The 25,873-nt window shown below is 37.6% G+C and carries 35 protein-coding genes, 4 pseudogenes and 1 other annotated feature; of the genes and pseudogenes, 11 read left to right on the plus strand and 28 right to left on the minus strand.

Translation table 11 applies throughout. The features are described from left to right. Positions 1-50: 50 nt before the first annotated feature. The 3 genes from ACW2QC_RS08180 to ACW2QC_RS08190 are packed head-to-tail and all read right to left on the minus strand — an operon-like array spanning position 51 to position 2,329. Positions 51-434 carry a RidA family protein gene (locus tag ACW2QC_RS08180; RefSeq protein WP_457543587.1) on the minus strand — a complete coding sequence of 128 codons (384 nt, stop codon included), beginning with the start codon at positions 432-434 and terminating at the stop codon, positions 51-53. Next, positions 431-1,102 (minus strand): helix-turn-helix transcriptional regulator, encoded by a 672-nt coding sequence (locus ACW2QC_RS08185; RefSeq protein ID WP_457543489.1) that lies wholly within the window; start codon positions 1,100-1,102, stop codon positions 431-433. Before ACW2QC_RS08185 ends, ACW2QC_RS08180 begins: the two co-directional genes overlap by 4 nt. 33 nt (positions 1,103-1,135) lie before the next feature. Further along, positions 1,136-2,329, minus strand: a complete 1,194-nt coding sequence (locus tag ACW2QC_RS08190) for a MalY/PatB family protein (RefSeq protein ID WP_457543490.1) — start codon at positions 2,327-2,329, stop codon at positions 1,136-1,138. 242 nt (positions 2,330-2,571) lie between these two features. On the opposite strand from ACW2QC_RS08190, the gene ACW2QC_RS08195 reads away from it, so the two are divergent. From ACW2QC_RS08195 to ACW2QC_RS08205, 3 genes are all read left to right on the plus strand, one after another. Next, entirely contained in the window at positions 2,572-3,846 is a 1,275-nt protein-coding gene (locus ACW2QC_RS08195; protein WP_457543491.1) for a cation:dicarboxylate symporter family transporter, read from the plus strand. 47 nt (positions 3,847-3,893) lie between these two features. Beyond that, a complete protein-coding gene (locus ACW2QC_RS08200; protein ID WP_457543492.1) occupies positions 3,894-4,478 on the plus strand; it encodes a cysteine dioxygenase in 585 nt (194 codons plus the stop codon). Between the two features lie 404 nt (positions 4,479-4,882). Continuing rightward, positions 4,883-5,278 (plus strand): OsmC family protein, encoded by a 396-nt coding sequence (locus ACW2QC_RS08205; protein WP_457543493.1) that lies wholly within the window; start codon positions 4,883-4,885, stop codon positions 5,276-5,278. A 69-nt stretch (positions 5,279-5,347) separates the two neighbouring features. On the opposite strand, the gene ACW2QC_RS08210 is transcribed toward ACW2QC_RS08205, so the two are convergent. From ACW2QC_RS08210 to ACW2QC_RS08275, 14 genes and pseudogenes are all read right to left on the minus strand, one after another. Continuing rightward, complete coding sequence (locus ACW2QC_RS08210) at positions 5,348-5,470, minus strand: ATP-binding protein (protein WP_457543494.1); 123 nt, start codon at positions 5,468-5,470, stop codon at positions 5,348-5,350. A gap of 30 nt (positions 5,471-5,500) precedes the next feature. Further along, positions 5,501-6,121 (minus strand): redoxin domain-containing protein, encoded by a 621-nt coding sequence (locus ACW2QC_RS08215; protein WP_457543495.1) that lies wholly within the window; start codon positions 6,119-6,121, stop codon positions 5,501-5,503. Between the two features lie 33 nt (positions 6,122-6,154). Continuing rightward, on the minus strand, positions 6,155-6,727 hold the full coding sequence (locus ACW2QC_RS08220) for an SCO family protein (protein ID WP_457543496.1): 573 nt from the start codon (positions 6,725-6,727) through the stop codon (positions 6,155-6,157). A gap of 68 nt (positions 6,728-6,795) precedes the next feature. Then, positions 6,796-7,226: pseudogene (locus ACW2QC_RS08225) on the minus strand (peroxiredoxin family protein); the annotation flags it as partial. Between the two features lie 152 nt (positions 7,227-7,378). Next, positions 7,379-8,137: a cytochrome c biogenesis CcdA family protein gene (locus tag ACW2QC_RS08230; protein WP_457543497.1), complete on the minus strand. Its 759-nt coding sequence runs from the start codon at positions 8,135-8,137 to the stop codon at positions 7,379-7,381. Continuing rightward, positions 8,124-8,777, minus strand: a complete 654-nt coding sequence (locus ACW2QC_RS08235) for a hypothetical protein (protein ID WP_457543498.1) — start codon at positions 8,775-8,777, stop codon at positions 8,124-8,126. The genes ACW2QC_RS08230 and ACW2QC_RS08235 overlap by 14 nt, the downstream gene beginning before the upstream one ends. Positions 8,778-8,933: 156 nt before the next feature. After that, positions 8,934-9,128 (minus strand): hypothetical protein, encoded by a 195-nt coding sequence (locus tag ACW2QC_RS08240; protein WP_457543499.1) that lies wholly within the window; start codon positions 9,126-9,128, stop codon positions 8,934-8,936. A gap of 41 nt (positions 9,129-9,169) precedes the next feature. Next, a pseudogene (locus ACW2QC_RS08245) lies at positions 9,170-9,482 on the minus strand (TSUP family transporter); the annotation flags it as partial. Positions 9,483-9,518: 36 nt separating this feature from the next. Further along, positions 9,519-9,746 (minus strand): sulfurtransferase TusA family protein, encoded by a 228-nt coding sequence (locus ACW2QC_RS08250; RefSeq protein WP_457543500.1) that lies wholly within the window; start codon positions 9,744-9,746, stop codon positions 9,519-9,521. A 17-nt stretch (positions 9,747-9,763) separates the two neighbouring features. Further along, a complete protein-coding gene (locus ACW2QC_RS08255; protein ID WP_457543588.1) occupies positions 9,764-10,894 on the minus strand; it encodes an MBL fold metallo-hydrolase in 1,131 nt (376 codons plus the stop codon). A gap of 16 nt (positions 10,895-10,910) precedes the next feature. After that, the gene (locus ACW2QC_RS08260) at positions 10,911-11,309 is read right to left on the minus strand and encodes a DsrE/DsrF/DrsH-like family protein (protein ID WP_457543501.1); all 399 of its coding nucleotides are present in this window, start codon (positions 11,307-11,309) and stop codon (positions 10,911-10,913) included. A gap of 29 nt (positions 11,310-11,338) precedes the next feature. Then, entirely contained in the window at positions 11,339-11,911 is a 573-nt protein-coding gene (locus tag ACW2QC_RS08265; RefSeq protein WP_457543502.1) for a sulfurtransferase TusA family protein, read from the minus strand. 13 nt (positions 11,912-11,924) lie between these two features. Continuing rightward, complete coding sequence (locus ACW2QC_RS08270; protein ID WP_457543503.1) at positions 11,925-12,224, minus strand: rhodanese-like domain-containing protein; 300 nt, start codon at positions 12,222-12,224, stop codon at positions 11,925-11,927. A 227-nt stretch (positions 12,225-12,451) separates the two neighbouring features. Next, positions 12,452-12,712 (minus strand): metal-sensitive transcriptional regulator, encoded by a 261-nt coding sequence (locus ACW2QC_RS08275; protein ID WP_457543504.1) that lies wholly within the window; start codon positions 12,710-12,712, stop codon positions 12,452-12,454. Between the two features lie 311 nt (positions 12,713-13,023). Then, positions 13,024-13,199 (plus strand) — a binding site (T-box leader). Positions 13,200-13,260: 61 nt separating this feature from the next. Between ACW2QC_RS08275 and trpS the strand changes: the two genes are divergently transcribed. Beyond that, positions 13,261-14,259 (plus strand): tryptophan--tRNA ligase, encoded by a 999-nt coding sequence (trpS, locus tag ACW2QC_RS08280; RefSeq protein WP_457543505.1) that lies wholly within the window; start codon positions 13,261-13,263, stop codon positions 14,257-14,259. Here the strand turns inward: trpS and ACW2QC_RS08285 are convergent. The 7 genes from ACW2QC_RS08285 to ACW2QC_RS08315 form a co-directional block, all read right to left on the minus strand. Next, positions 14,230-14,649, minus strand: a complete 420-nt coding sequence (locus tag ACW2QC_RS08285; protein WP_457543506.1) for a hypothetical protein — start codon at positions 14,647-14,649, stop codon at positions 14,230-14,232. The two genes, trpS and ACW2QC_RS08285, sit on opposite strands and share 30 nt — an antisense overlap. Before the next feature lie 40 nt (positions 14,650-14,689). Next, complete coding sequence (locus ACW2QC_RS08290; protein ID WP_457543507.1) at positions 14,690-15,454, minus strand: DUF3603 family protein; 765 nt, start codon at positions 15,452-15,454, stop codon at positions 14,690-14,692. Between the two features lie 78 nt (positions 15,455-15,532). Continuing rightward, positions 15,533-15,739 carry a hypothetical protein gene (locus ACW2QC_RS08295; protein WP_457543508.1) on the minus strand — a complete coding sequence of 69 codons (207 nt, stop codon included), beginning with the start codon at positions 15,737-15,739 and terminating at the stop codon, positions 15,533-15,535. Positions 15,740-15,936: 197 nt separating this feature from the next. Then, positions 15,937-17,175, minus strand: coding sequence for a beta-ketoacyl-ACP synthase II (gene fabF / locus ACW2QC_RS08300; RefSeq protein ID WP_457543509.1), 1,239 nt, complete (start codon positions 17,173-17,175; stop codon positions 15,937-15,939). Positions 17,176-17,233: 58 nt separating this feature from the next. Continuing rightward, positions 17,234-18,172: a beta-ketoacyl-ACP synthase III gene (locus ACW2QC_RS08305; protein WP_457543510.1), complete on the minus strand. Its 939-nt coding sequence runs from the start codon at positions 18,170-18,172 to the stop codon at positions 17,234-17,236. Positions 18,173-18,297: 125 nt separating this feature from the next. Beyond that, positions 18,298-19,263, minus strand: coding sequence for a BMP family ABC transporter substrate-binding protein (locus ACW2QC_RS08310; protein WP_457543511.1), 966 nt, complete (start codon positions 19,261-19,263; stop codon positions 18,298-18,300). A 160-nt stretch (positions 19,264-19,423) separates the two neighbouring features. After that, a complete protein-coding gene (locus ACW2QC_RS08315; RefSeq protein WP_457543512.1) occupies positions 19,424-20,044 on the minus strand; it encodes a hypothetical protein in 621 nt (206 codons plus the stop codon). A 118-nt stretch (positions 20,045-20,162) separates the two neighbouring features. Here ACW2QC_RS08315 and ACW2QC_RS08320 point away from each other — a divergent pair, with 118 nt between their 5' ends. After that, entirely contained in the window at positions 20,163-20,354 is a 192-nt protein-coding gene (locus ACW2QC_RS08320; protein ID WP_457543513.1) for a YjzD family protein, read from the plus strand. Positions 20,355-20,438: 84 nt separating this feature from the next. Here ACW2QC_RS08320 and ACW2QC_RS08325 read toward each other — a convergent pair whose 3' ends face one another. After that, a complete protein-coding gene (locus ACW2QC_RS08325; protein WP_457543514.1) occupies positions 20,439-20,777 on the minus strand; it encodes a hypothetical protein in 339 nt (112 codons plus the stop codon). 129 nt (positions 20,778-20,906) lie between these two features. On the opposite strand from ACW2QC_RS08325, the gene ACW2QC_RS08330 reads away from it, so the two are divergent. Further along, positions 20,907-21,719 carry an undecaprenyl-diphosphate phosphatase gene (locus ACW2QC_RS08330; protein WP_457543589.1) on the plus strand — a complete coding sequence of 271 codons (813 nt, stop codon included), beginning with the start codon at positions 20,907-20,909 and terminating at the stop codon, positions 21,717-21,719. Between the two features lie 104 nt (positions 21,720-21,823). Continuing rightward, positions 21,824-22,426: a Crp/Fnr family transcriptional regulator gene (locus ACW2QC_RS08335; protein WP_457543515.1), complete on the plus strand. Its 603-nt coding sequence runs from the start codon at positions 21,824-21,826 to the stop codon at positions 22,424-22,426. Here the strand turns inward: ACW2QC_RS08335 and ACW2QC_RS08340 are convergent. Both ACW2QC_RS08340 and ACW2QC_RS08345 read right to left on the minus strand, forming a co-directional pair. After that, positions 22,403-23,022 (minus strand): annotated as a pseudogene (locus ACW2QC_RS08340) (radical SAM protein); the annotation flags it as partial. The gene ACW2QC_RS08335 and the pseudogene ACW2QC_RS08340 overlap by 24 nt on opposite strands. Before the next feature lie 139 nt (positions 23,023-23,161). Next, positions 23,162-23,394: pseudogene (locus ACW2QC_RS08345) on the minus strand (DUF2249 domain-containing protein). A gap of 220 nt (positions 23,395-23,614) precedes the next feature. Here ACW2QC_RS08345 and ACW2QC_RS08350 point away from each other — a divergent pair. From ACW2QC_RS08350 to ACW2QC_RS08365, 4 genes are all read left to right on the plus strand, one after another. Next, positions 23,615-24,307, plus strand: coding sequence for a Crp/Fnr family transcriptional regulator (locus ACW2QC_RS08350; RefSeq protein WP_457543516.1), 693 nt, complete (start codon positions 23,615-23,617; stop codon positions 24,305-24,307). 169 nt (positions 24,308-24,476) lie between these two features. After that, the gene (locus ACW2QC_RS08355) at positions 24,477-24,725 is read left to right on the plus strand and encodes a DUF2249 domain-containing protein (RefSeq protein ID WP_457543517.1); all 249 of its coding nucleotides are present in this window, start codon (positions 24,477-24,479) and stop codon (positions 24,723-24,725) included. Further along, entirely contained in the window at positions 24,722-24,937 is a 216-nt protein-coding gene (locus tag ACW2QC_RS08360; protein WP_106498030.1) for a DUF2249 domain-containing protein, read from the plus strand. Before ACW2QC_RS08355 ends, ACW2QC_RS08360 begins: the two co-directional genes overlap by 4 nt. A 3-nt stretch (positions 24,938-24,940) precedes the next feature. Continuing rightward, positions 24,941-25,480 (plus strand): hypothetical protein, encoded by a 540-nt coding sequence (locus ACW2QC_RS08365; protein WP_457543518.1) that lies wholly within the window; start codon positions 24,941-24,943, stop codon positions 25,478-25,480. Between the two features lie 137 nt (positions 25,481-25,617). On the opposite strand, the gene ACW2QC_RS08370 is transcribed toward ACW2QC_RS08365, so the two are convergent. Then, positions 25,618-25,869: an N-acetyltransferase family protein gene (locus ACW2QC_RS08370; protein ID WP_457543590.1), complete on the minus strand. Its 252-nt coding sequence runs from the start codon at positions 25,867-25,869 to the stop codon at positions 25,618-25,620. Positions 25,870-25,873: the final 4 nt, after the last annotated feature.

The raw sequence follows: 25,873 nt of genomic DNA on the forward strand, positions 1-25,873 counted from the left end.
TCCATCGCACCTTTCACCTTTTTAATCTGCACTTTATTTATTTCTTCTGGTTAAGCATTTATTGAAGCAATTGCCTCAATTTCAATCAATACGTTTTTTGGCAATGCGCTAACCTCAACTGTTGAGCGAGCAGGCTTATGATCAGCAAGATGTTTGCTGTACGTTTCGTTTATGATGGGAAATTCATTCATATCTTTAATAAAAATAGTTGTTTTTACTATATTATTGAGTGTTAACCCTTCACTTTGCAAAACTGCTTTAATATTGTTCATGACCTGGTCTGTTTGTTTCACAATATCCTGTTCAATAACCTGGCCCGTATCAGGATTTACAGGAATCTGTCCCGACAAAAATAAAAAATCATTAATTTTTATTGCTTGTGAATAAGGTCCAATTGCCTTTGGTGCCGTTTCTGTATATATTAACTCCATTATTCATCAACTTCCTTCCCAATAGAATATTCATTATGCGTGCGGACTTTCTTTAAATAGTTGTAGACTGTGAATTTGGATACACCAAGAACTGCAGCCACATAATCGGTTGAGCCTTTAATCAAGAAAGTACCCCTATCCTCTAATCGGCTGACAAAATTAATTTTTTCTTCCAAACTGAACAATGACGGTGCTTTTTTAAACTCATTTAATACTTGATCAACCATCTCTTTAATTACATCCTGAATAGATGTAAAAAAACTTTCAGATTTCGGTTGATGGTCTTCAAACGAAACAAAATCCTCTACCATTTCATTAACATTCATCAGCAGACTAATGTCATAATTAATGCATAAAGCCCCGATAACGCTTCCATGTTCATCACGTAAAAAAACAGTTGAAGATTTCATAATATCCCCTGTTTTGGAATGTGTTCTATAATTTGGGATATCATCAATCTCATACGGATTCTTTCTTAGCTCCTCTAACACTAAATTGGTAATTGGCGCACCAATTTCCCGTTTTGTCACGCTGCCAGCAATATGAATAAGTGACTTCTCCAAATTATTAAAGTCATGTACAGCCACTTCACAATGACTGCCAAACATTTTCACAAGCATGTCAGCCGTTCGTTTTGCAAAATCAAAAATCACCTGATGACACTCTTTCACCTTTCACCCCTCCTTTTAAAAAACTTATTTTTATCATTTGCCCGTTAAACTTCCTTCACGGGAGTTTAATGCCTGTTTCAGCTGCTGCAAACCCTGTTCCAAAACGGAACGAGGTGCAGCAAAGTTCAGTCGCATAAAGCCTTCTCCACCGGTACCGAAGATTGGCCCATCATCAAATCCGATATGTGCTTCTTCAAGAACCATTTTGTTAAGCTCTTGTCTATTCAAATCCAGTTCTCTGAAATCCAACCAGGCTAGATATGTCCCTTCAGGCTGAATCACCTTCACTTTTGGTAAATTTTCATTGATAAAGTCAGTTAGATAGTGTACATTACCTTGTAAGTAGTCAAGCAGCTGGTTGAGCCATTCTTCGCCATATCTATATGCACTTTCTAATGCTACAACCCCAAAATAGCTTGGAGCAGCCATCGCAAAAGCATTAATTGCATTCTCAAACTTGACCCTGATATTTGTATTCGGAATAATAATCCCAGACGTTTTCAATCCTACCAGATTGAAAGTTTTACTAGGTGAAATGCAAGTTATTGAATTGTTGGAAAACTCCTCGGAAATGGATGCAAAAGGAATATGAGTTTGTGATTTAAAAGTCAAATCACAATGGACTTCATCTGATACAACAAGAATATTATGTTTCATACAGATTTCGCCCAACTTTGTTAATTCCTCTTTGCTCCATACTCTTCCTACTGGATTGTGTGGACTGCATAGGAACATCACTTTAACTTTTGGATCAAGCTTTGCCTCGAAATCATCAAAATTCATTCTATACTGCCCATTTTCAAATGTTAATGGATTTTCAACAACCTCTCTACCTTGTAACTTAAGCACTCGATAAAAAGCATGATGGACAGGTGATTGAACCATAACTTTATCACCAGGTTGTGTAAAAGTGTGGGTTATTAATGATAATGCTGAAATTATTCCCGGACTGTGAGAAATCCATTCTTTGTTGATCGACCATCCATGACGTCTTTTGAACCAATCCACAATCGAGGTTAAATACGAATCTGTTCTGATTGTATAACCATAAACACCTTGATCCGCGCGATTCTTCAGCGCTTCAATTACGGGAGCAGGTGATAAAAAATCCATATCAGCAACCCACATTGGAATAATGTTATCCGTTCCAAAATGCTCCTGAAGCATATCCCACTTCTTACTTGCAGTGTGCTTACGGTTAATCACTTGGTCAAAATTATAATTCATCAAAACAACCTCCTCTTACTATCAATATAGCACCTTCTTTTTTTATTTACAATATTTTTGTTGTTAAAATTTTTAAGTCATTAAAAAATAGTTGTAAATAAATTATAATTGTGATTAAATGGGAACATACAGAATATTACGTCACAGTACAAGGAGGCAGGATTGCAATATTAATAAACATAAAATCAATAACTCTTGCACAATCCATTGAAAGCGCTTAAGCAGCCGAAGGAGGGAAACAAATGAAACGAATTGGTTTAGCTATGCAAATATTTATTGGTCTGATACTAGGCGTAACCGTTGGTGCAATCTTTTACGACAACCCTGCAGTTGTAAAGTATTTGCAGCCTATCGGTGATATATTTATTCGTTTAATTAAGATGATTATTGTACCAATTATTATTTCAACACTGATTATAGGAATAGCCGGAGTCGGTGATAAAAAAATGATTGGAAAATTGGGTGTAAAAACCATACTCTACTTCGAAATTATTACCACAGTTGCTCTAATGATCGGTCTCTTTGCCGCTAATGTTTTTCAACCCGGTTCAGGTATAGATGTTAGTCAATTAAATGAAGCAGATGTTAGTAGTCAGATAAGTGATTCAGAGGATTTAGACAGTACCAGCGGGTTAGTAAACATGATTATCAATATTGTGCCAGAAAACATTATCCATGCACTTGCTCAAGGTGATATGCTGGCCATTATTTTCTTCTCTATTCTCTTTGGACTTGGAATTGCTACAATAGGAGAAAAAGGAAAACCAGTCCTTCGATTCTTTGAAGGTGTTTCCGAGACCATGTTCTGGGTAACAAATCAAGTTATGAAATTTGCACCTTTTGGGGTATTTGCGCTTATCGGCGTTACCGTTTCCAAATTTGGATTATCTTCCCTTGTCCCACTTGGGAAACTGATCGTTATTGCTTATGCTACAATGATTCTTTTTGTTGTCATTGTATTTGGTATTCTCTTAAAAATAGCCGGAACTAGTCTTAAAACATTAATGAAAATGTTAAAAGACGAACTTATTTTAGCCTTTTCTACATCAAGTTCTGAAACTGTTTTACCACGATTATTGGAGAAAATGGAGAAGTTCGGTTGTAAAAAAGATGTTACTTCTTTTGTTATTCCGGTAGGTTACTCCTTTAATTTGGATGGAGGGGCCTTATACCAATCTCTTGCCGTTTTGTTTATTGCACAAATGTACAATATTGAAATGTCAATAGGCCAGCAAATTATGGTTCTGCTAGTTTTAATGCTTGCAACAAAAGGATTAGCTGGGGTACCTGGAGCTAATATCTCCGTATTAATTGCAACACTTGGTTCTGTTGGATTACCAGTAGAAGGAATTGCGTTTATTGTTGGCGTTGATCGTATCATTGATATGGGCCGAACAGTTGTTAATGTTATGGGCAATGCAACAGCAACCATAGTAATGGCGAAATGGGCAGGGGAATTTGATTCAATAAGGTCAAGAAATTATGTGCGAACAATAAACAACACCAAATCAGCATGAAACTTTTATGGAATTAATTCAAAAATATATTTGGGAGGAATCACTTTATGAATGAATTAAATGACTCATACGAATTATCAGACTTCATCAAGGAAATGACCGATATAGTAGATACTGAGCAAGATGAAAGTATTTTAGTGGATAGTGCTGAAAGACTTCTGGGTAAGTTGGTGCAAAACAAGTCATGGCGACCATCTGATAAAATAACGACTAGTCAAGATGGTTATGGACGATACTCTTTATATCTAGATCCACAAAATCGTTTTGAGGTTCTTGCTTTGGTCTGGGCACCAGGCCAATCCACGCCATTACATGATCATGATGGTACATGGGGTGTTGAAGGGGTTTTAACTGGCCGTATGAAAGTGATGAACTATTTGCAAACAGGTACAATCTCAGATGATATAGTCAACCTAAGTTATAGTGGTACCATGACGATAGGCAGACAAAGTACAGGACAACTATTACCACCCGCCGATTGTCATATTCTCGAAGCTGACGATAATCAATCGGCTATTACTATTCATGTTTACGGTAAACAGCTTAAACATTTTAAGGTTTTTGAAGCATTGGATGAAAAAGATACCTACAAAACCTATGATCATAAAGTTTCCTATACAGCTAAGATTTGATATAAATTATATAATAAGAATATTAATCTACCAGGAAAGACATAAACAGCCACATTTTTAGGAATGTGGCTTTGAATTTTAGATATCGCCCTATACCGGGATTATTTGGTTGCTAAAACACCTTATAAATATATCACCAGGTTACTGTATTCGTTATAGCTTTCTTCCAGTAAAAAACGGTTCAACAAAAATATTGGGCGGGTTTCTTAAGAAAAAAGAGCAATGTAGTTATTCTCTTATTCTTTTCAAAAATTTATATAAGGTCCGAGGAAAATCAATTCAACAATTTTCATCAAACTTTCACATTACGGTTGTATCATTTAATTAAACTTTTTTTAAACATATTTTCTTTTGTAACTATAACTGAAATTCATTTGGAAAGAAAGATAAAGGGGTGGGCAAAATTGAAATTCACTATAAATGCAAATGGTTTTCAAACAATTTTAGAATACGGTGAATTAAGGATATCAAGCCAAGAAAATGGTGGTTTTCGTCCTTACCAATTATTAGTTTCTTCAATAGCAGGCTGTAGTGGTGGAGTTTTAAGAAATATATTGCAAAAAATGCGCTTGCCATTCAATGACATAGGAATTTCCGCGCAAGTAAAAAGGAATCAAGAAAAGGCGAATCGTATTGAGGAAATCCATTTAATTTTTACTATATATGCAGAGAATATAGCACCCAATAAAATTGAAAAGGCTTTAGAGTTAACAAGAAAAAATTGCGCCATGATCCAATCTGTTAAGGATAGCATTAAAATCACCGAGGAATTTGATTTAAGAAAAACACACAGTTCTTAATTTCGATAAATAAATAATTCAACTCATCATGCTATTAGTTTTACATTAATAGCATGACGAATTGAATTGTTAACAAAGCGACAATGTAAACCAGAATGTATGATAATTACCTTCTGACTTAACCCCGATTTTTCCATTATGATGTTCAATGATTTCTTTTGAAATGGCAAGTCCAAGCCCTGTCCCTCCCAAATCTCCTCTTATTATATGTAAAAAGAGGCTCTACTTCATCTTTTCGAATTCTTCGACCATCATTTCATAATGCATTGCACCAAAAGCCTTGAATTGAATAATCCCATCTGAATCAATCATATAAGAAGTTGGGATGGGCCGGATTGCATATAGATTGGCTACTTCAATATTTTCATCCAATAAAACAGGAAATGTCATGTCAAATTCGTCCACGAAACTCTCCACTTCTTGCATGCTATTCTCCGTTTGTGTCAAATTAACTGCCAAAATAACCACATCTTTATTTTGATGGAATTTTTCCAAATCCGGTACTTCTGCTCGGCATGGCGGACACCACGTAGCCCAGAAGTTAACCATGACACGTTGTCCGCGGTAATCTGATAGCTTTACGGTCTCTCCATCCAATGTCTCAAGCTGAAAATCTGGTGCCATATTTCCTTCATTAAGACCAGGAGCAGCCTCATCTGTTGTTAACGCATCGCTTTCAACATCCACTGCGTCTTTCTTATCCTCTTCACTATTCGCACCCGATCCTGAATCTATTTCCTCATTTTCATCCGGAATTGCTGTATCTTCTGGTTGGTCAACAAGGTCATAGACTGCCCATACAAACATGCCAATAAGCACAATAATAAAAATCGCCTTTTTCACTATTTTCACCTTCCAATCTCTCTAGAATCTCAATCAATCAAGAACTAGTTTCAAATCCGCAATAATTTCATCCATGTCCTTTGCATCCGTGCCTGTGTATCGTTTGATTACTTCCCCTTCAGGATTCACCAAAAAGAAACTGGTACCATGTGTTACCTGGTCAGACCCTTCCGTCGGTTTTTCAGCAAGTGATTTAAATGATTTTATGGAAAGCTCTTTAATTGTTTGAAAATCATAGCCGGTTAAAAATGACCAGTTGCTTAAATCAGCCTGATAATCCTTTGCAAAGTCTTTCAATACTTCAGGTGTGTCATGTTTAGGATCGACACTAAAGGAAACGAGTTGTGCATCCAGATTTTCCTCCTTCATTTTATCCTGAAGCATGGACATGTTTGTTGTCATCGGCAAGCAGACAGTCGTGCAATTTGTAAATACAAAATCAGCCACCCACCATTCGCCTTCCAAATCTTTCCGTGATAGTGTCTCATTATCTTGCGTTGTAAACTTAAAATCTTGCACATCCTGCGACATGTTCGTTTCAATTTCTTCACCGCATGCAGCTAGAAAAACAATAAAAACCAGCATCATAAATAGTAAACGTTTCATTCTTTTTGCATTTCCTTTCTATATCGATGTTGGAGCGCAAAGCCTCTGCTCATGTGTTAAAAAAACATTTACTTCATCTTTTCCAGTTCTTGTACCATACGATCATAATTCATCGCACCTAATGCAATAAATTGGATCCGACCACTGGAATCAATCATATAGGAAGTCGGATATGCCTGAACCCGATAAGTGAAGAGACATCTGAGTTCACATCCATCAACACCGGGAAAGTCATCTTAAATTTTTCTACAAAATCGGTAATTTTGATTTCACTTTTTTCTGATTCCGTTAAATTGACCGCTAGAATAGTCACATCTTTTTTATCATACAGTTTTTCTAAATCAGGAATTTCTGCTCTACATGGCGGACACCAAGTAGCCCAAAAATTAACTAAGACACGTTTCCCTTTATAATCAGATAAACGTACTGTCTCTCCTTCTAATGTTTCTAATTCAAAGTCAGGAGCAATTTCTCCCTTCTCAAGCCCGATTTCATCAGACACCTTCACTCCCCCCTCACTGTCTGGGGGCGGGGAAGTAATCATACCTCCAGAGACGTCGCCGCCGCTATCTTCTTAAGTAACAAAGCCAAGCATTCCTACTACAATAACAATGATGATGATGATTTTTTCATGGACGATAACCTCCGTTCCTATCCTAATCTCGATAACCATGTATCTTGTACTAAATCAAGCAGAAACTCTGTAATTCGCGGCATGAGACCGAAAAATAAAACCAAACCCATGATAATCATAATAACGGCACCTACCTTCATAATGACCTGACTATGTCGAACAATCCATCTGGTTGATCCAAGGAAAAAGGTCAAAACGAGAAATGGCAACGCGAAGCCAATCACGTACATAACGGTGTAAAAAATCCCCTGACTAGGGTTACTTGCAGCTAAAAATAGAATGGACCCAAAAATCGGACCGATACACGGGGTCCAACCGGCAGCAAATCCAAGGCCAACAAAAAATGTCCCCAAATATCCAGCCGGTTTTTTGGAATAATGAAAGCGTTTTTCTTTCATTAAGGTTGGAATAGTAATCCATCCCGCAACAAATAATCCCATAAATATAATGAAAATCCCGGCAATCCGTTGAATAAACAACCCAGAATCACCTAGCAGCAAATTTTGCGCCCATTGACCCAAAAACGAGGCACTGGCACCCAAGCTAATAAAAACCAGCGAAACCGCCAATAAAAAAAATAAAGAATGGCTTAATAACTGTCGCCGAATTTTAGTATTCTGATTTCCTTGCAGTTCCTTCACACTTATCCCCGTAATATATGACAAATAAGCTGGGAAAATAGGAAGTACACAAGGGGACAAGAATGATAATGCCCCTGCCCCTATCGCCAAAAACATTCCCACAATCAACATCGTATCTGTTTCAATTCCGCCCATTACGATCCCTCTTTCTGTATCTAATAATAATGATTAATAAACTTATGATAAAAAACAATCCCACAAACCATGGTGCCATGATATAACCAAACACTGTTACAAACGGCTGCATAGACAGTAACAAAAATATCCCGGCAGACCAGACGGTTAGTATCGTGGTGATTAACGTGATCACAGTTATACGTCCACGGATGAGAAAAAATAAAACCAGGAGAACAGCCAGTAAAACCAGATAACCAAAGGAATATGTATTATTGTTCCAAACGAGTTGAATAAACTCATAGACAAATGACGCTACTAAAAATACAGTCAGGAAAGATTCGATAAATGCTTGTCCCAGCCGCTGCCGTTTGGACTTATACACTAGTAGCAAGGCATTGAATAGGACAGCCAGATAAATTGCTTCCGAATTGCTTGGGTAGGCTAATATTGCTAAGGGATCCTTGATAAATATGGAAAAATTCAAGATCACTTTTCCAAGCCAAATAAAGATGATGAAATTAATTAACTGTGAAACCATCTCCTCTACGTGTCTTTTCTTTTTTTCCTTTGATAAATCACTCATCATATAAAAGGAAATAAACCCCACAACCAAACTTATAACAATTAAACCAACTGACATTAACTTACTCGCTACCACCAAAGCTGTTCCCCCGTTCCAATGACTCTCCCATTCTATACTAATAGCACAATGTGAAAATTTGATGAAAATATGATAACAAAATTATGGGGGCAATCTCCCGCCACATTAACACGTTAATACATTAGTGTTGGCGGGAGACTACCCCCGATATGTTTAGACAGCTTGGTCCATAATCAATCTTTTTTCGATGTTTTGTGCAATTTTCTCAATAGCTTCGTCTTCAATCATTTGCATCAATGCTGTTGGCTTCGGCATGCAGATTTTGGTTTTTCCGTTATCCTGCGATACACCTTTAACAGCATGAATTTTCGTATTATGTATGTGACTATTCCTATCAAAATTATTCACTGTATTATTCCCAAAGTTATTTCTCCTCCCACTAGATCATATTACATGAAGATATCAAACCATATTTTTATTGTCGTTCCTAAAATTAAGACTGCCAAAATCCATTGGAGAACTTTTGCATTTACCCTTTTCCCCATATTTGCTCCCAACGAAGATGCAAGTAAACTCGCAACAATCATGATAATTAGCAGGGATAAATAAAACTTGATCGGTCATAATTTTACTCGATGTGGCACCAATAGACGAGATAAATGTAATGGCCAAAGACGAAACAATTGTTATTCTTGTTGGTATCTTCAACACAACTAGCATAATAGGAACTAACAGAAACGCACCCCTAGCACCCAGCCCCCCCTTAACAAGAGGGGACCCAAAGCAAATGGGTCACCTTTATGCCTTTTTTATCCAGAACTTGAGTACATCGTTTTCTTCAGTGTTTTTTAAGATTTCATGACCGCCAGACTTTACCCATGCTGAAAGATCACTTTTCGCACCTTTGTCTGTCGCATGAACCTCTAATACGTCACCAGAATTTAATTCATCCATTACTTTTTTTGTTTTTACGATTGGCATTGGACATGCCAATCCTTTTGCATCTAATACTTTTGTTGCTTCCATTTATTTTCCTCCTCTAATTATCCTTCAACCGCACAACGGTTAGGACCTGTTTCCATTTCTTTTTGTTTATCTGTATCAGGTGTGATTTTTCCCATATTTGTTTTACGAATATCTTCATATGCATTTGGTTGTGGTGGAAGATTTTCGGTTACCATTTTTCTAAATTCATTTTCATCGTCTACTTGTAAACCTGAATTTCGCCCGTAAAGATCGCCTAAACGAGCCGATACTTTACCATCCTTACCTAGTTCTTCTGCAAACGAATAATGTGCAGGCAGCACTATTAAGTTTTCAGATAACTTTTTATATCGAGAGTAGAGCGTATTACGAAGGTCTCCTACCCAATCCTCTGCTAATCCAGCTAAGTCTGGGCGACCGATTGACTTAACAAAAAGAATATCGCCGGTCAGTAAATACGTATCATCGACAATAAATGACGTACTTCCAATAGTGTGCCCCGGCGAATACACGGGTTGTACTTGTACGGAAGTATTTCCTACGATAATGTCCTTACCATCTTCAAGTGGTGTATAATCAAACGTCACTTCTGTAGCGTCTTTTGGTGGCAAGTAATATTCTCCCCCAACTTTTTCTGCTAATTTGCGTCCACCAGAAATGTGGTCGGCATGTAAATGGGTGTCAATGACATGTTTGATTTGAGCACCTTGTTCCTTAGAAAAGTCTTCATAAATGTCGATCATACGGTTGGCATCCACAATTGTGGCTTCTCCGTTTGATACGATAAAGTAGGAAAGGCAACCTTTACCAAGACGAACAAACTGATAAAGACTTCCTCCGTCACTCAAATCGCCAATTTTTACAGGCTCTAAGTGTTCACTCCATGCTTTCATGCCACCTTCTAGACTATAAACATTGGTAAAATCTGCTTCCTCAAGGAAATCAGCGATCATTTCCGATGAACCGCCTTTTGCACAAACAACAATAATTTCCTGATCCTTTTGTAATTTGTCGGCTATTGGATCGATACCATCCAATAAGTTAAAGTAAGGCTCATTAATTACTTCAACTTTCCCACCCTCAATTTTCCAATTATCGAATTCGTCTGTATTTCGCACATCCAAAATTAGTGTTTCTTCGTGATTAATTACCTTTTTTGCCAACTCTTTCGTTGTAATTGTTTTAGACATCATTTCCCCTCCTAAATTAAAATGATAATGTGATATTGGCATCTTTTGCATATTCAATGAATGTAGCTGCTCCACCAACTTCAATACCGTCAATAAAAGCATCTTTCTCTAAATTCATGAGATCCATTGTCATTTGACAGCCAATTAATTTAATCCCCAATTCTTGTGCTATGCCCACTAGTTCTTCGATAGATGGAACATTTGCTTGTTTAAATCCTTCCGCGAAATGTTCTTTTCCTTCTGGTAGTGGAAGATTTTTGTGTGCTTCCTTATGAATTAAATTCAATCCTTCAAATGTGAAGAAAATTCCTACCTCTGCGTCAGATGCTGCTGCCGCAGTTGCTACGTTAAATACCTTATATGCGTCGAAAAGAGTTCCGTTTGCTGCAATAATTGCTACTTTTGTGTTTGCCATTTTAAAATTCCTCCTAATATTAGATAGTTTTAGTTGTTTTTTTCAGTTGGGCCTTCCCATTTGGTCATACCAGGTAAAACATTTTTCACATTTTTATAGCCTTTTTCCGTCAACTTTTGCGCAGCTAAACCACTGCGATTGCCCGTACGGCAAATGATATGAACTTCCTTTTCTTTATCAACTTCTGAAAACCTGTCTTCTAATTCCCCTAGGGGTATATTTACCGCACCGGGTATATGACCAAATGCAAATTCAGCAGGTTCTCGAACATCAAGTATGAAGATAGATTCTTCTCCGTTTATTTTGCTGCGAATTTCTTCTAGGTTAATGAAATCCTCATGTTTCGTCTCTTCTTTTGTTTCATCATCTGTTGCTTTTCGTAAATAATGTTTCAGAACATTATCTTCTTCCACTGTCCCAAGATACTGGTGTCCAGTACTATCTGCCCATGCCTTGATATCTGCGGTTGAACCCTTATCGGTCGCTTGAACTTCGATTACCTGACCGGGTTGTAGGTTCGTTATTGCTTTTTTGGTTTTAACAATCGGCATTGGACACGCTAATCCCCTTGCATCTAGCGTTTCATTTGCTGTAATGTTCATTTAAATTCCTCCTTTATTTCTCTACTTCGCCTTCCCAATCCAACATGCCGCCAACCATATTGGTTACGTCATAGCCTTGATTACTCAAGAATGCACATGCATTTCCACTTCGACCACCAGAACGACAAACCATAAAATAATGCTGATTTTTATCTAGTTCATCAAGATGATCAGGTAGTTGACCTAGTGGGATATGACGAGCACCCGGAATTTTCCCTTGTGCTACCTCTTCGTCTTCTCGAACGTCAATAATGCTAACGTTTTCTCCGTCTTTTAATTTCTTTGCTAGTTCTTTCACCGTGATTTCCTTCATTACTATTCCCTCCAAGTTGTTAAATCTTTATAATCCCCTTTTTAATGCTAAATATACTACATACCTAGCGGGGTATCATAATTAGCAAAAAAATTTGATATAATCGTTCTATTTTACAGCAATTTATATACCCAGCGGGGTAATATTTTTCTTATAAAAAATCGGGCTAACTACTTAACCCATTTATTATGCTAAATGTTAAAAACCCTTTTGTCAACCTAACCTTCTTATCTGCTTCTAACAAGTAAGTTAACTGCTTCTTTAATTAGGTCTTCAGATTTTTTACCAGTTTCCTTTTCCTCACGAATGCATTGTTCTAAATTTTTGCTAACAATTAACGCAGCGGTACGATCAATAGCACTTCTAACTGCTGAGATTTGCGTCACGACATCTCTACACTCTTTTCCTTCTTCCATCATTTTTAATAATCCTCTAACTTGTCCTTCTATACGCTTCATTCTATTTTTAACTTGGGCATCGTAATTCATTGATATCACTCCTTATCCTTAATCTTCGACTATAGCGCCCTATTCTATTTTAAAAATTCATATACTTTACTTTGAGAAAACAATAAATGAACTAACTAGATCAAGAAGCCCTGTAATCTCTAGTATATATACCACATTTGAATTAATACTTGTTAATCATGAACAATATAGTTCCAATAACGTACCCATGTAGGTATATTGTCAAAAATTAATTTAATATGAATAAACCTTTTATCCATAGATAGTAAGTCTTAAAACTATAATCCCTTGCTTTATGATAAAAATTTCGTATATAATAAAATAAATTCATATTCTTAGTGATGATAAAGATATAGTACAATTACCCGCTGATTATCAGAGAGCTTGTGGCTGGTGAAAACAAGCATCAAGGTGGATTGGAATTGGACTTTGGAGCTAATTTAACATTTAAAGTGATCCTGCACGAGCAGGATAATTAGGGTGGCACCACGGTTCATTCGTCCCTTTTCGATGGGATAAATGGACTTTTTTAATGTGATTTTTTAAAAAATATAGATGGAGTGAATCAGATGAACACCATATTTTCTGGGATTCAACCAAGTGGAACATTAACAATTGGAAATTATTTGGGAGCAATGCAGCAATTCGTAAAGCTACAAGAAGATCATAACTGCTATTTTTGTATTGTTGATGAGCATGCAATAACGGTTCCACAAGATAGACTAAAGTTAAGAAATAATATTCGTTCCCTTGCAGCATTGTATCTTGCAGCTGGAATCGATCCGAATAAATCTACATTGTTCATTCAGTCTGAAGTATCCGCTCATGCGGAATTGGCATGGATGATGCAGTCAATCAGTTATATCGGAGAGTTAGAAAGAATGACCCAATTTAAAGACAAAGCAAATGGAAAAGAAGCGGTGTCTGTCGCGTTGTTGACATACCCACCTTTAATGGCTGCGGATATTTTGCTGTACAATACCAATCTTGTTCCGGTTGGTGAAGATCAAAAGCAACACCTTGAATTGACACGGAATTTAGCACAACGCTTTAACAACAAATATAATGACATCTTTACGATTCCGGAGATTAGTGTGCCAAAGGTTGGTGCACGAATCATGTCTTTACAAGAACCAACGAAAAAAATGAGTAAATCCGATGCAAATGAAAAAGCATTTATTTCGATGTTAGACGAACCGAAAAAAATCGAGAAAAAAATAAAAAGTGCTGTGACCGATTCAGAGGGTGTTGTTAAATTCAATAAAGAAAACAAACCTGGCATCTCTAACTTATTAACAATTTTAGCCAGCTGTCGGGATGAGTCGATTGAAGCCCTTGAAGCATATTACGAAGGTAAAGGATACGGAGAATTTAAACAGGATGTGGCTCAAGCAGTCATTGATGTATTAGCACCTATCCAAGAGCGCTACAATGCATTAATCGAAGCAGACGAATTGGATGATATACTTGATAATGGCGCAAACCAAGCTGCATTAACGGCAAATAAAACCTTGGCAAAAGCGAAGAAAGCAATGGGGTTAGGTCGTGTGAAGCGGAAGAAAAAATAATAGCTTTTTGATGGCAGATGATTCTGCGTCGAAATGATGTTTTGGTGGTTGGGACGATGTTTTCGCTCTCGCGCCGATGTTCTCGTTCTTGCGCCGATGTTTTCGCTCTCGCGCCGATGTTCTCGTTCTCGCGCCGATGTTCTCGTTCTCGCGCCGATGTTCTCGTTCTCGCGCCGATGTTCTCGTTCTCGCGCCGATGCTCTCGTTCTTGCGCCGATGTTTTCGCTCTCGCGCCGATGTTCTCGTTCTCGCGCCGATGTTCTCGTTCTCGCGCCGATGTTCTCGTTCTCGCGCCGATGTTCTCGTTCTCGCGCCGATGTTCTCGTTCTCGCGCCGATGTTCTCGTTCTCGCGCCGATACCCGCCTCGCCCGCTCAGCATGTTTGCACAAAACAAGGTCCGGATTAAACTCTAATCCGGGCCTATATATGCTACCTTAATTTCGAAGTATTTTGTTGTTCCTGATTCTGCTCCAGTTCCCACATCTTTTCTAAAAATGGCTGTCCTTTGATCAATTTTCCACAAAGTTCTTCATGGGCATTGCTCCACCCGTACTTCACACCATTATATAACGCTTGCCAAACCTTTTCTTCATCCATATAACGAATGAACGGGTATTTTTTTGGATTCCATTCTGTTAACCAATAGCGTAATTCTTCGAGATTATTTGCCGTATGTAATTGGTCAAGTGCCATCATGAGTAACTGTTTTAGTTGTCGCTCACGTCTCGTCAATCCATAAACCAATTCTGGCGGCATTGATAGCATATGATACTCTTTCTGATACAAATTTTCATCAAATTTAAATGATTGCTTTTTCGTGTTTTCAATCATATCAAAAACTAGCTGCTCCTGTCTTGGGATTAATCTACTTTTGCGGATGGGAATCTGATAACCAATCGTATCCAAGGCGATAACATCCGAGCCATCGGTAACAATACAAGCGTAGTCCAATACAGTTCTTTCTTGTCCTTTGCGAATATATGCACGTTTATAAATACAATCAAGCATTGGCTTTGGCAAATCATGCATGTCATTTTCAATATAATCGTAAAGTGTTTCATTTATGTACAGTAATGGAACCTGATCAAGCAACTCAATCCCATCTTCTTTACGCCATTCATGAAAATAACACACATTATAACCATTTTCTTCTCCTTCAAACCAATTCACCCACACATCGTGCAAATACAACATAAACAACCCTCGCTTTTCAACTAACCTTTACCATTCATTATGACCATCAGTTTAGAAAATTATTCTGGGATTTTTATTTCAATGTGTGTTTGGATAACGATAAATTGCAATAGCCATAAGGAGAAAGCCAACTGGTAAAAAGTAGCATTCCGGTCTCCCTGTTAAGAAAATGAGGTAATCTAACCAGCTTAATCCGGCTGGCAAAAAATTGGAATAAGCAATAATGCTAACCCCTCCAGAAACCGCTAATCCAAAACCTAATAAAAAAATAAAAATAGAAAACATGTCCAACCCCACCCATGCCTGTCCTTCTTTTAGTTCATTTTATGCGGTGACGATTAAATACATGATTAAGGTTGTCCATTTTTGAGTAAATCGTGTTAATGGATTGGGTTCGATCGATCAATTAATGATGCGCTCACAACCAAAAAATCAATAAAAAAAGACCAACCAGATAACTGGTCAGCCTTTTTCATTGTTACTTATTCATATTTTTTAAAAACCAAGGCGACATTGTGCCCACCAAAACCAAGTGAATTACTCATGACGACATCCACGTTCTGCTTACGTGCTTCGTTTGGAACATAATCCAAATCACATTCTGGATCTGATGTTTCATAATTGGTTGTTGCTGGGATAACACCATCTTCAATCGATTTCACCGCAATAACCGACTCAATTCCACCTGCTGCACCTAATAAGTGACCTGTCATAGATTTCGTTGATGAAACAGCTACGTCACTAGCATGCTCCCCAAAAACGCTTTTGATCGCTACGGTTTCATACTTGTCATTAAGCTCGGTGCTAGTACCATGTGCATTAATATAATCAACATCTGCTGGAGACAAATTAGCATCATCCAAAGCTTGTTGCATAGCTCTTGCTGCACCTTCGCCATCAAGTGCTGGTGCAGTTATATGGTAGGCGTCACCTGTTGCACCATAGCCAACAATTTCACCATAAATACGTGCACCGCGTTTTTGTGCTGATTCCAATGTTTCAAGCATTAAAATGCCGGAACCTTCACCCATAACAAATCCGTCTCTATTTTTATCAAACGGTCTGCTTGCTGATTGTGGATCATCGTTTAATGACAATGCTTTCGCTGAACAGAATCCAGCAAAGGCCATGTTCGAAATTGGTGCTTCTGTACCACCTGCAATCATGTAATCTGCTCCACCACGTTGAATGACTTTAAACGCATCGCCAATAGAGTTAGCACCAGAAGCACATGCGGTTGTTGAACAAGAATTAATTCCTTTTGCACCTAATTGGATTGAGACTTGACCTGCAGCCATATCAGGGATCATCATCGGTACAAAAAACGGACTGACCCGTCGAGGACCCTTATCCAAAAACTTCTTGTGTTGGTCTTCCCATGTTTGCATGCCGCCAATTCCAGATCCGATCCAAACACCGACACGGTTCGCAATATCTTCATTGATCTCAAGCCCAGCATCTTCTACCGCCATTTTCGCAGCTGCTACAGCGTATTGTGTGAATGGATCCATCTTTCTCGCATCTTTTTTATCCATATAGGATGTCGGCTCGAAATCTTTCACCTCAGCTGCTACTTTTGCTGGAAAATCGTCTATATTAACTTTTGTGACAAAATCAATGCCCGACTTTCCAGCTACAATGTTATCCCATGTTGTCTTAACGTCATTGCCTAACGGAGAAACAGCTCCTAATCCAGTTATAACAACTCTTCTTTCCTCCATTTTGGTAATTCCTCCTAATTCTCTTTTACATATCTAAAAACTATTATAATTGATTTTCTTATTTTCCCCAACGTAAAGCTACTGCACCCCATGTTAGGCCTCCGCCAAATCCGACTAAAACGAGTAAATCATTATCTTTTACGTCGCCATTTTTAACGGCTTCTGATAGTGCAATTGGGATTGAGGCAGCAGAATTATTTCCATATCTTTTAATAGATGTAGCCATTTTATCTTCAGAAATTCCCAACTTTTCACGAGCCGCTTCCATAATACGAATGTTAGCCTGGTGTGGAATTAGATAATCGACATCTTCTTTATTGTAACCGGTTTTTTCAATCACGTTTACAGCAGATTTAGGCATTTGTCTAACAGCAAACTTGAAGACTTCACGACCATTTTGGATAAGGTGATCATGTTCATCTTGATATAAATACTTGCCGCCAGAACCATTAGCACCCAATTCAAATGATAGAATGCCCTTTCCTTCAGAAACTTCGCCGACTACAGCAGCACCGGCACCATCACCGAAAAGAACACAAGTATTGCGGTCCTCCCAATCCGTGATCTTAGATAATTTCTCAACACCGATTACTAAAATATGCTTATATGTTTTTGTATCGATAAATTGTTTTGCTGTAATCAGTCCATACATAAAACCAGAACATGCTGCACTCACATCCATTGCAGCAGCCTGTGTTGCACCCAATCGATCTTGCAAGCGACATGCAACAGATGGAAAAGGTGAATCTGGCGTAACCGTTGCAACCAATATCAAGTCAAGTTCTTCCGCCTTTACATTGGCCTCTTCAAGTGCATTTTCAGCAGCAAAATAAGCCATGTCCGATGTGTCCGTGTCATCATCCGCTATCCGTCGTTCTTCAATCCCTGTTCTTGTTCTGATCCATTCATCATTGGTATCAACGATTTTTTCCATATCCTTATTTGTCACGACCTTGGTTGGAACGTAATGACCTGTACCTAATATACCAACACTCATGTTTCCATCCCCTTATGAACTATTATTAATATCAATTGTTATGACTTGGTACTAATTTTAATGCATACTTCCCTCTGTTGCAAGGGAAAAACAAAAATGAACACTTCATTTTTAAGGAACAAACATTAAAATCCTTGTTCATTCGGTAACAATCCAGTTTCCTTATAATTCTCTATGTCTTCTTCAACCTTTTTCCGAAATTCCTTAGGCACTTCAGGACTAAATTTGCCCAATGTAATGACATCATCTTGAAGGTCAAACGTTAAAATTTGTCCAGTAAGTTCGCCATTATTAAATTTTTCAGCTATTAACTCATATAACATATCAACATGCTGAACCGTGCTTGTTAGGACCGCATGTTCATCGATTTGTGATTGATCGGAGACGTAACCAATCGCATAAATTCCGTCACTGCTTGCTTGCTTAATCATTTGGGCACTAAATGCATCACCAGCTGGATAGATGACATCAACTTCATCATTATGCATTTTCTCATAGCTGTCCAATGCATTTTTCTCATCGTTCCAATCATTTACATAGTCCACATGTACTTCTGCATCGGGGTTTTGAAATTTTACCCCTTCGTAAAAACCTTCCACCTCTGGCTGCCATTCATATGCTGCAACAATACCAACATGATTTGTTTTCGTCATTCGACCAGCAACCATGCCGCTAAAATACCCCATTGCATTCGCATTAAAATTTAAACTTGTAACATTTTCCGCGTAATAGCCACCATTAAAATAGACAAATTGGACATCGGGATATGTTTCAGATATATCCACAAAATATTTACCATATGTGCTACTGTGACCAAAGATTAGATTTACTCCTTTTTGGACCAGTTCATCCACAGCATTAATGACATCTTGCTCTGTTTTTACACCTTCTTTAAAATACACATCAACATCAAATTCATCACGAATTGCCAATAGGCCCTTGTACCCTTTTTTTCCCCATGATTGATCATGGATCGAGGTTTCTACCAACATGCCTACGCGTTGAATCTTACCTTCATCAAAATAATGACTACAGCCTGGTAATAGAAAAATGATAGTAATTAGGATTAAGATGAATTGTTTTTTCAACATGTGCACTCCTATCCATGAACATTGGTGGGACTATTTTTCCACTATGTTAATTGTATCGTTAATCCTATCTATCGTAAATATTATCCATCATTACATTTATATTACAGAGCATAGGCATGACATACCTTTTTTCTCAAAATAAGTTCCTATTTAGTTGTTACTATTCATACAGGTCATAAAACCTATTGTAATGCTCTAACACCTTTTTAACATTTTCCTCTATGGGCCTTATGTCACGCGGATAAATAGTTTTTTCCAGTTCCTTTTCTTTCCTCGCTTTATTTTTCGCTGATTTTATCTCAATGAATGAAGGTAAATGATTCATTTGAATTAACTGGGCCAAGCAATTGATAAAATCCTCAATATAAACACCATTGTGTAAAAAATCAGCAGAATCGAAAGGTATAAATGTATTTTGAGCATACATCCCCTTTTCATTCATTGGCATCCATTCACCGAAAAGCAATGGTAATTTTATAATCGTTGTTCGTGGTGCACGTTTATTACCTGAGGAATCACTGCAAAGACGAAAGGTTCTGTTTGCCTGTACATCTAGCTGTGACTCATGTGAACCATTTAAGATCAACATGTCGTATGCCTTCTTCTGATTTTTTTCTGTTACCAATGAAAATAAATCATTACGCCCAACGAGCATCGATAAATTCTCTTGTTTACCCGTTTTGATTTCGTCAAATCCATCAACTTTGAAATCATGTTCAATTAAATAATTTACAATATGAAAACCAACCCATTGAAAACAATTTGTGACAAATAATGACATTACCATCATCCTTCCTATGATTTACTTACTATATTATTCGGTATGTAAAAGAAATACTTTTATTTTTTTAATCAATTTGGTAATATAAATGAAGAATGTAAAAAATGAGGTGTTACAAATGCGGTTTATTTGGACGTTTGTTTGGGCATTATTAATTAGCTGTGTTATTTCTTATATTTTAACTAGTATGGCTAGTGCTCCTTTCAATTTCATGCATGCACTTATCCTTGCGATTATCTTTACGGTAGCTATTTTACTCCTAGGAGAAGGTATATTAAAAGGTGAACAAGAGGAACACGAATACAGCTAACCTACTAGCAATACACATAAACCCTTGCCAACAAGGAGATGGCAAGGGTTTTCGTATGATAGAGAATTTTTTAAGCCGTTTTGCCTAATACCATGGCAATATACTTAACGCGGTTAATGCTGCCAAAGGTAATACAAGGCGTCTAAATCTCCTCGGAGGACCATACCCGGGGCCATACCCAGGACCATAACCTGGATACCCATATCCCTGGTACCCATAACCGAATTGCCGGTCATGATGGTTTGGCATGTTTGGCTGTGTATATTGCTCGTGCTGTTCTAACGGAAGCGCTAAATAAACGTACTCATCGTCCAATCCAGTTACAATACCGTCAACCTTGGTTCCATCAACCATTTCAGCAAGCACATAAGAATGCATATGATCTTTACATAATTCGTATATATGATGATAATTGTTTTTCATTCTTCTTCAACCTCCTCACCAACTAGACTATTCATTAGCCTATAAGATGGTGACTTAAAACAAATAGCAACGCGGAGAAAATCACAATACTAAATGTTATGAACAAAGGAGGCATTTTTCATGGATGGTATTACAGAATTTTGGTTACTAATTAAGTACACAGTATTAGGCCTTTTTCAAGGAATCACCGAACCAATCCCGATATCATCAAGTGGTCATTTAGTAATTTTACGGGAATTGTTTGGCTTAGAGATCAAGGGACTTTCCTTTGAAATACTCGTAAATTTTGGTTCACTTATTGCCGTGTTGGTCGTTTATCGGAAGGATATTATCCGTTTAATTGATCATTTTTTTCGGTTTATTTTCACAAGAGATGCAGCAGCAAAAAAAGATTTCCAATTTGTTATGTATCTGGTTGTTGCAACGATTCCAACCGGCATTATCGGGCTGCTGTTAGAGGATTACATTAGCAGTAAACTAAGCACCGTTGCTGTTGTTGGTATAACATTGCTTATCACAGGTGTTGCTCTTTGGATCATTCGCAATTTGCGTGGTAATAAAAACGATGGTGATTTAACGGTAAAAGATGCTGTCATTGTCGGACTAGCACAATCTGTTGCCTTGGTCCCTGGAATTAGCCGATCTGGAGCAACCATTGTCGCGGCAATGCTTCTTGGAATGAAACAAGAAACTGCACTGCGATTTTCGTTCCTATTATATATTCCGGTAAGTCTCGGCATAACTGTTATGTCTGTTGGAGACATTGTGAATGACAACAACTTTGATGCATTAATGATACCGTATCTATTAGCCTTTATGGCATCAATTATCGCATCCTATTTTGCCTTAAAATGGTTTATTAATATTATGAGACAAGGCAATTTAAAATATTTCGCTTTTTATTGCTTTATTGTTGGTATACTTGTTATCGTATTTCTTTAAAAAGCAGTGGTATAGAACTACTGCTTTTTTCTTGACCATTCTATACTGATATAATTAAATGGTATTATATGTGGCATTATCCCTTATAAAGGTGGGTTTCAAGCATGAAGAACACATACATCAAGCCAAACATATCTGATGAACTAAAAAAACTTTTAGATTCTGCTGACCACATCAAGCCAATTCGAAAAGGTAGCTTTTTATTTTCCGAGGGGGAAAGCGCTGAGGAGTTATACATTATCCAATCGGGGACAATCCAAATTGGTAAGCTATCACCCGATGGACGAGAACTTATACTGCGGATCTGCGATAAAGGAGATATTGTTGGTGAGCTTTCTTTGTATGATGATGTAAAATATATTTTGAATGCGAAAGTACTGGAAGATGGTGAGGTCGCTGTTATAAAAAAATCCCAGCTAGAGGATGAATTAATGAATAATGGTAGCCTTGCAATTGAATTCATGAAAGTAATGAATCAGGCTTTCCGTCGTGATCAAACGAGGTTTCGTGATCTTGTCCAACACAGGAAAAAAGGTGCCCTGTTTTCCACATTAATTCGACTGTCTAATAGTTATGGTAAGAAACAAGCTAACGGCAGTATTTATATTGATATGGTCTTAACAAATCAGGAACTGGCTAATTTCTGTGGGACATCCCGTGAAAGTGTTAACCGTTTGTTAAAGTACCCGCTCATGTTCTGCTGGTGAGATCATATCCGATTCTTTGCCGCGTCCTGTTGGAACTAGAAAAAATACACTCCAAAGCACACAACCTAACCGTTCAACCATTTCAGCAAGCTCGTCTAGAAAATCAACATTATAACGTGAAATAACGGTATTAATTTGCAATGGCATCTCAAGTTCATGCAAATAACGAATGGCATTCATCGTTAAATCGAACGAACCGGATGTGCCGCAAAAATGATCATGAACTTCTGCACAGTGCCCATCGATACTAAAGGCCCAACGTGCTAAACCAACATCTTTCGCCTTCCGCATCGCTTCTTTTGTCACATTCGGGGTTGCGGATGGTGTCATTGATACACGAACACCTTTTTTTATGGCGTGCTCCGCAATTTCAAAAACATCCGAGCGTTCTAATGGATCCCCACCAGTAAAGACAAGCATTGGATTATTCATTTCATAGATATCATCGATTAATTTTTCCCTTCCTCCAATGTTAGTTCTCCTGGATGCCGATGATATTGGGCTTCGGCACGACAATGTAAACACTTTAATGCACAAGCACGCGTTAATTCCCATATAACAATAAAGGGGTTTTTATTATAATCCTGTGAATACATGGTACCATCTCCTTGTATATGATTTACACTGTTAGGATACTTCGTTTTCACTACATTAGATATGATGTTATTCACATGTGTACACTTTACTATATCTCTTAAAAGACTCCTGAATTGCTCAGAAGTCTTTTAAGAGGCATTATTTTTTACCAATCGCTACCCGCCAAAGTGATGGTCCTTCTTCTGTGTATTCCCATGTAAAGGAATCTTCTCCTCGTTCAATTATTAACTGATAGTATAGTGGCTTTGGATTATGATCATTGGAAAGCCCATATACTCGCCGGGTTTCAAACTATCGAATACTTCAAAAATCTTTGGGTGACGGTGTCTTGGATCAATATCCGGCGCAAATATTTTTGTTCTGAATTCCATTTTGTTACCTCCTGTTTTTTTACCGTATTTTCTGGATCATCTCTATCATAAAGTCTCCTCCTTCCATACGTTGTTAGAATAAACACCAATCCACTATGATTTTTATCACGCTATCATAATCTGTTCACATATAATTTGCTAGAACGTGATAGAATGAAGATTAATAACGCTAGCAAGCCTTTTTATGCCATAATGATTTATCCAGGAAAGGAGAATAATCATGAACAGCCAATCCGTCTGGGAGCTTCTACAAAAAGTACCATTGTTCAAAGATCTAACCGAGTATGAGATGGAGCCAATTGTGGATCTAGCAAAATCGCGTATGTATCGACACGGAACACACATTTTCATGCAGGGCGACCCGCTAACAAATGTTTATTTTATTCGCCAGGGAAAAGTCAAAATATATAAGACAGATTTCCATGGCAAGGAGCAAATCGTCAATGTGCTTCAACCGGATGACATGTTTCCACATCAGGGCTTTTTCCGCAAAGATAATTATCCGGCACACGCACAAGTACTGGATGATGCTATTCTGATCTATATTCCCATTCACTCCTTTGAAGACTTTCTCATCACGCATCCGGAAATTTGCGTAAAATTATTTCGAGTTCTTGGTGACAAAATTGTTGATTTACAAATTAGATTAGAAGAAAAAATTTTGCATAATACATATGAACAAATTATTATGCTTTTATTGCGTCTTGCCAGGCATTATGGAAAAGAGACAAAAGAAAATCAAACACGGATTAGCACACATTTTACAAATCGGGAACTTGCCAATATGATCGGGTCCAGTAGAGAAACAGTCAGTCGTACACTAACACAATTGAAAAAACAACAGTTAATAACAACAGATAAAGGTGGTTATTTTATTCTGCAAACTGACAAATTAGAAGATGAATTGTTCTAAATTTAACAGGGTGCCTCGAATTATTTTCGGGGTGCTTTTTTTGTTAATTCCGGTTGAACCACCGCTATCCGCTGTGACAGAAATCACTACTTTTCTAATTGAAAATGATTATCATAAATAGAGAGGCAAACAGAAGCAGTTTCTTTAAATATAAAATGAGGTGATTTTAGTGGAAACAAACGAGGTTATCGAATTAGACGTTCGGAAAGATCTTCGTTTAAAGAAAGAGCCTTTTGATAAAATCATGGGAACGGTTAAGCAATTGGAGGAAGGACAATCTTTTATCCTACATGCTCCATTTAATCCGGTTCCATTACATGCAGTTTTAAAACGAAGAGGCTTTGAACATGAAGTGGAAAGAGTAGAGAAAAAACATTTTAAAGTTACCTATACCAAAAAGGAGGCAATGGAAAAGTGATTATTGATAACCGTGGGCTAGAACCACCACAACCGATGATGCGTACATTAAAAGCATTGGATAAAATGAAAAGCGGCCAATCCTTATCCATTATAAATGACCGTCGTCCCATGTTTTTATATGAAGAATTGAACGATCGCGGCTATCTGCATGAAACAGAAGCCCTTGATGATGGAAGCTTCAAAATTACGATAACAAAGACGGGTGATTAACGTATGATGCCCGGTATGAACATGAAATCAGACACAAACATGAAACTACCACTCGCATTCATTTTGTATGCTTTGGTAGCTTTAGTTGCTGCACAAGTCATTCTATTGTTCCATAATGACCTGTTATTAGCGGGCCATTTCCGCATTCCCGATATTTGGATGGGAGCACATTTTCTACTGTTGGGATATGCCGTCATGATTACAATGGGTGCCATGTATCAACTTGTTCATGTCGCCTTCTTAACACCGATTTGGAATCAGACATTTGGCTATGTGCAATTTATCTTTAATGCTGTTGGGGTCACAGTATTCGCAATACTACTTGGATTGAAGCCTGATTTTGCAATTTACGGTGGAATTCTTGCCATTATCGGAATTATCATGTTTATAGTCCAAATGACAAAAACAATTGTCAAACAACAAAAGAAAAATATGATGACTCTATTCGTTTCCGGTGCAATTAATCATCTGCTTTTTCTTAACAATTGCAGCGGGATTTTTGCTGGCATGGAATATTGCCTTTGGAGGGGTTGGCAACCATAACACGATATTACATTCGCACATTGTTCTAGGTGTAGCGGGGTGGTTTACACTGTTGATTTTTGGATTTTCTTATAAACTTGTCCCCATGTTCAGTTTATCGCATGGATTTTCCATGAAATGGGCTAAACCAGCATTTTTCAGCTATATTGTTGGATTAATCGTGTTGATCGGATCATTTTGGATTGAAAATATATTTTAGCCTCTTTTTCAACCCCATAGACTGTAAAACCACATTGTGTGTAAAGGGTTTTTGCAGCTTCATTATTCGAAACAACCGTCAATTGCAATTGTTCCTTTCCTAATTCTTTAGCCTTATTTATGGCTTCAGTCAATAGAGCCTTTCCTATACCCAATCCACGAGCATCAGGAGACACGTACATAGCTAGTATATGC

It is taken from the genome of Virgibacillus sp. FSP13 (assembly GCF_054048505.1).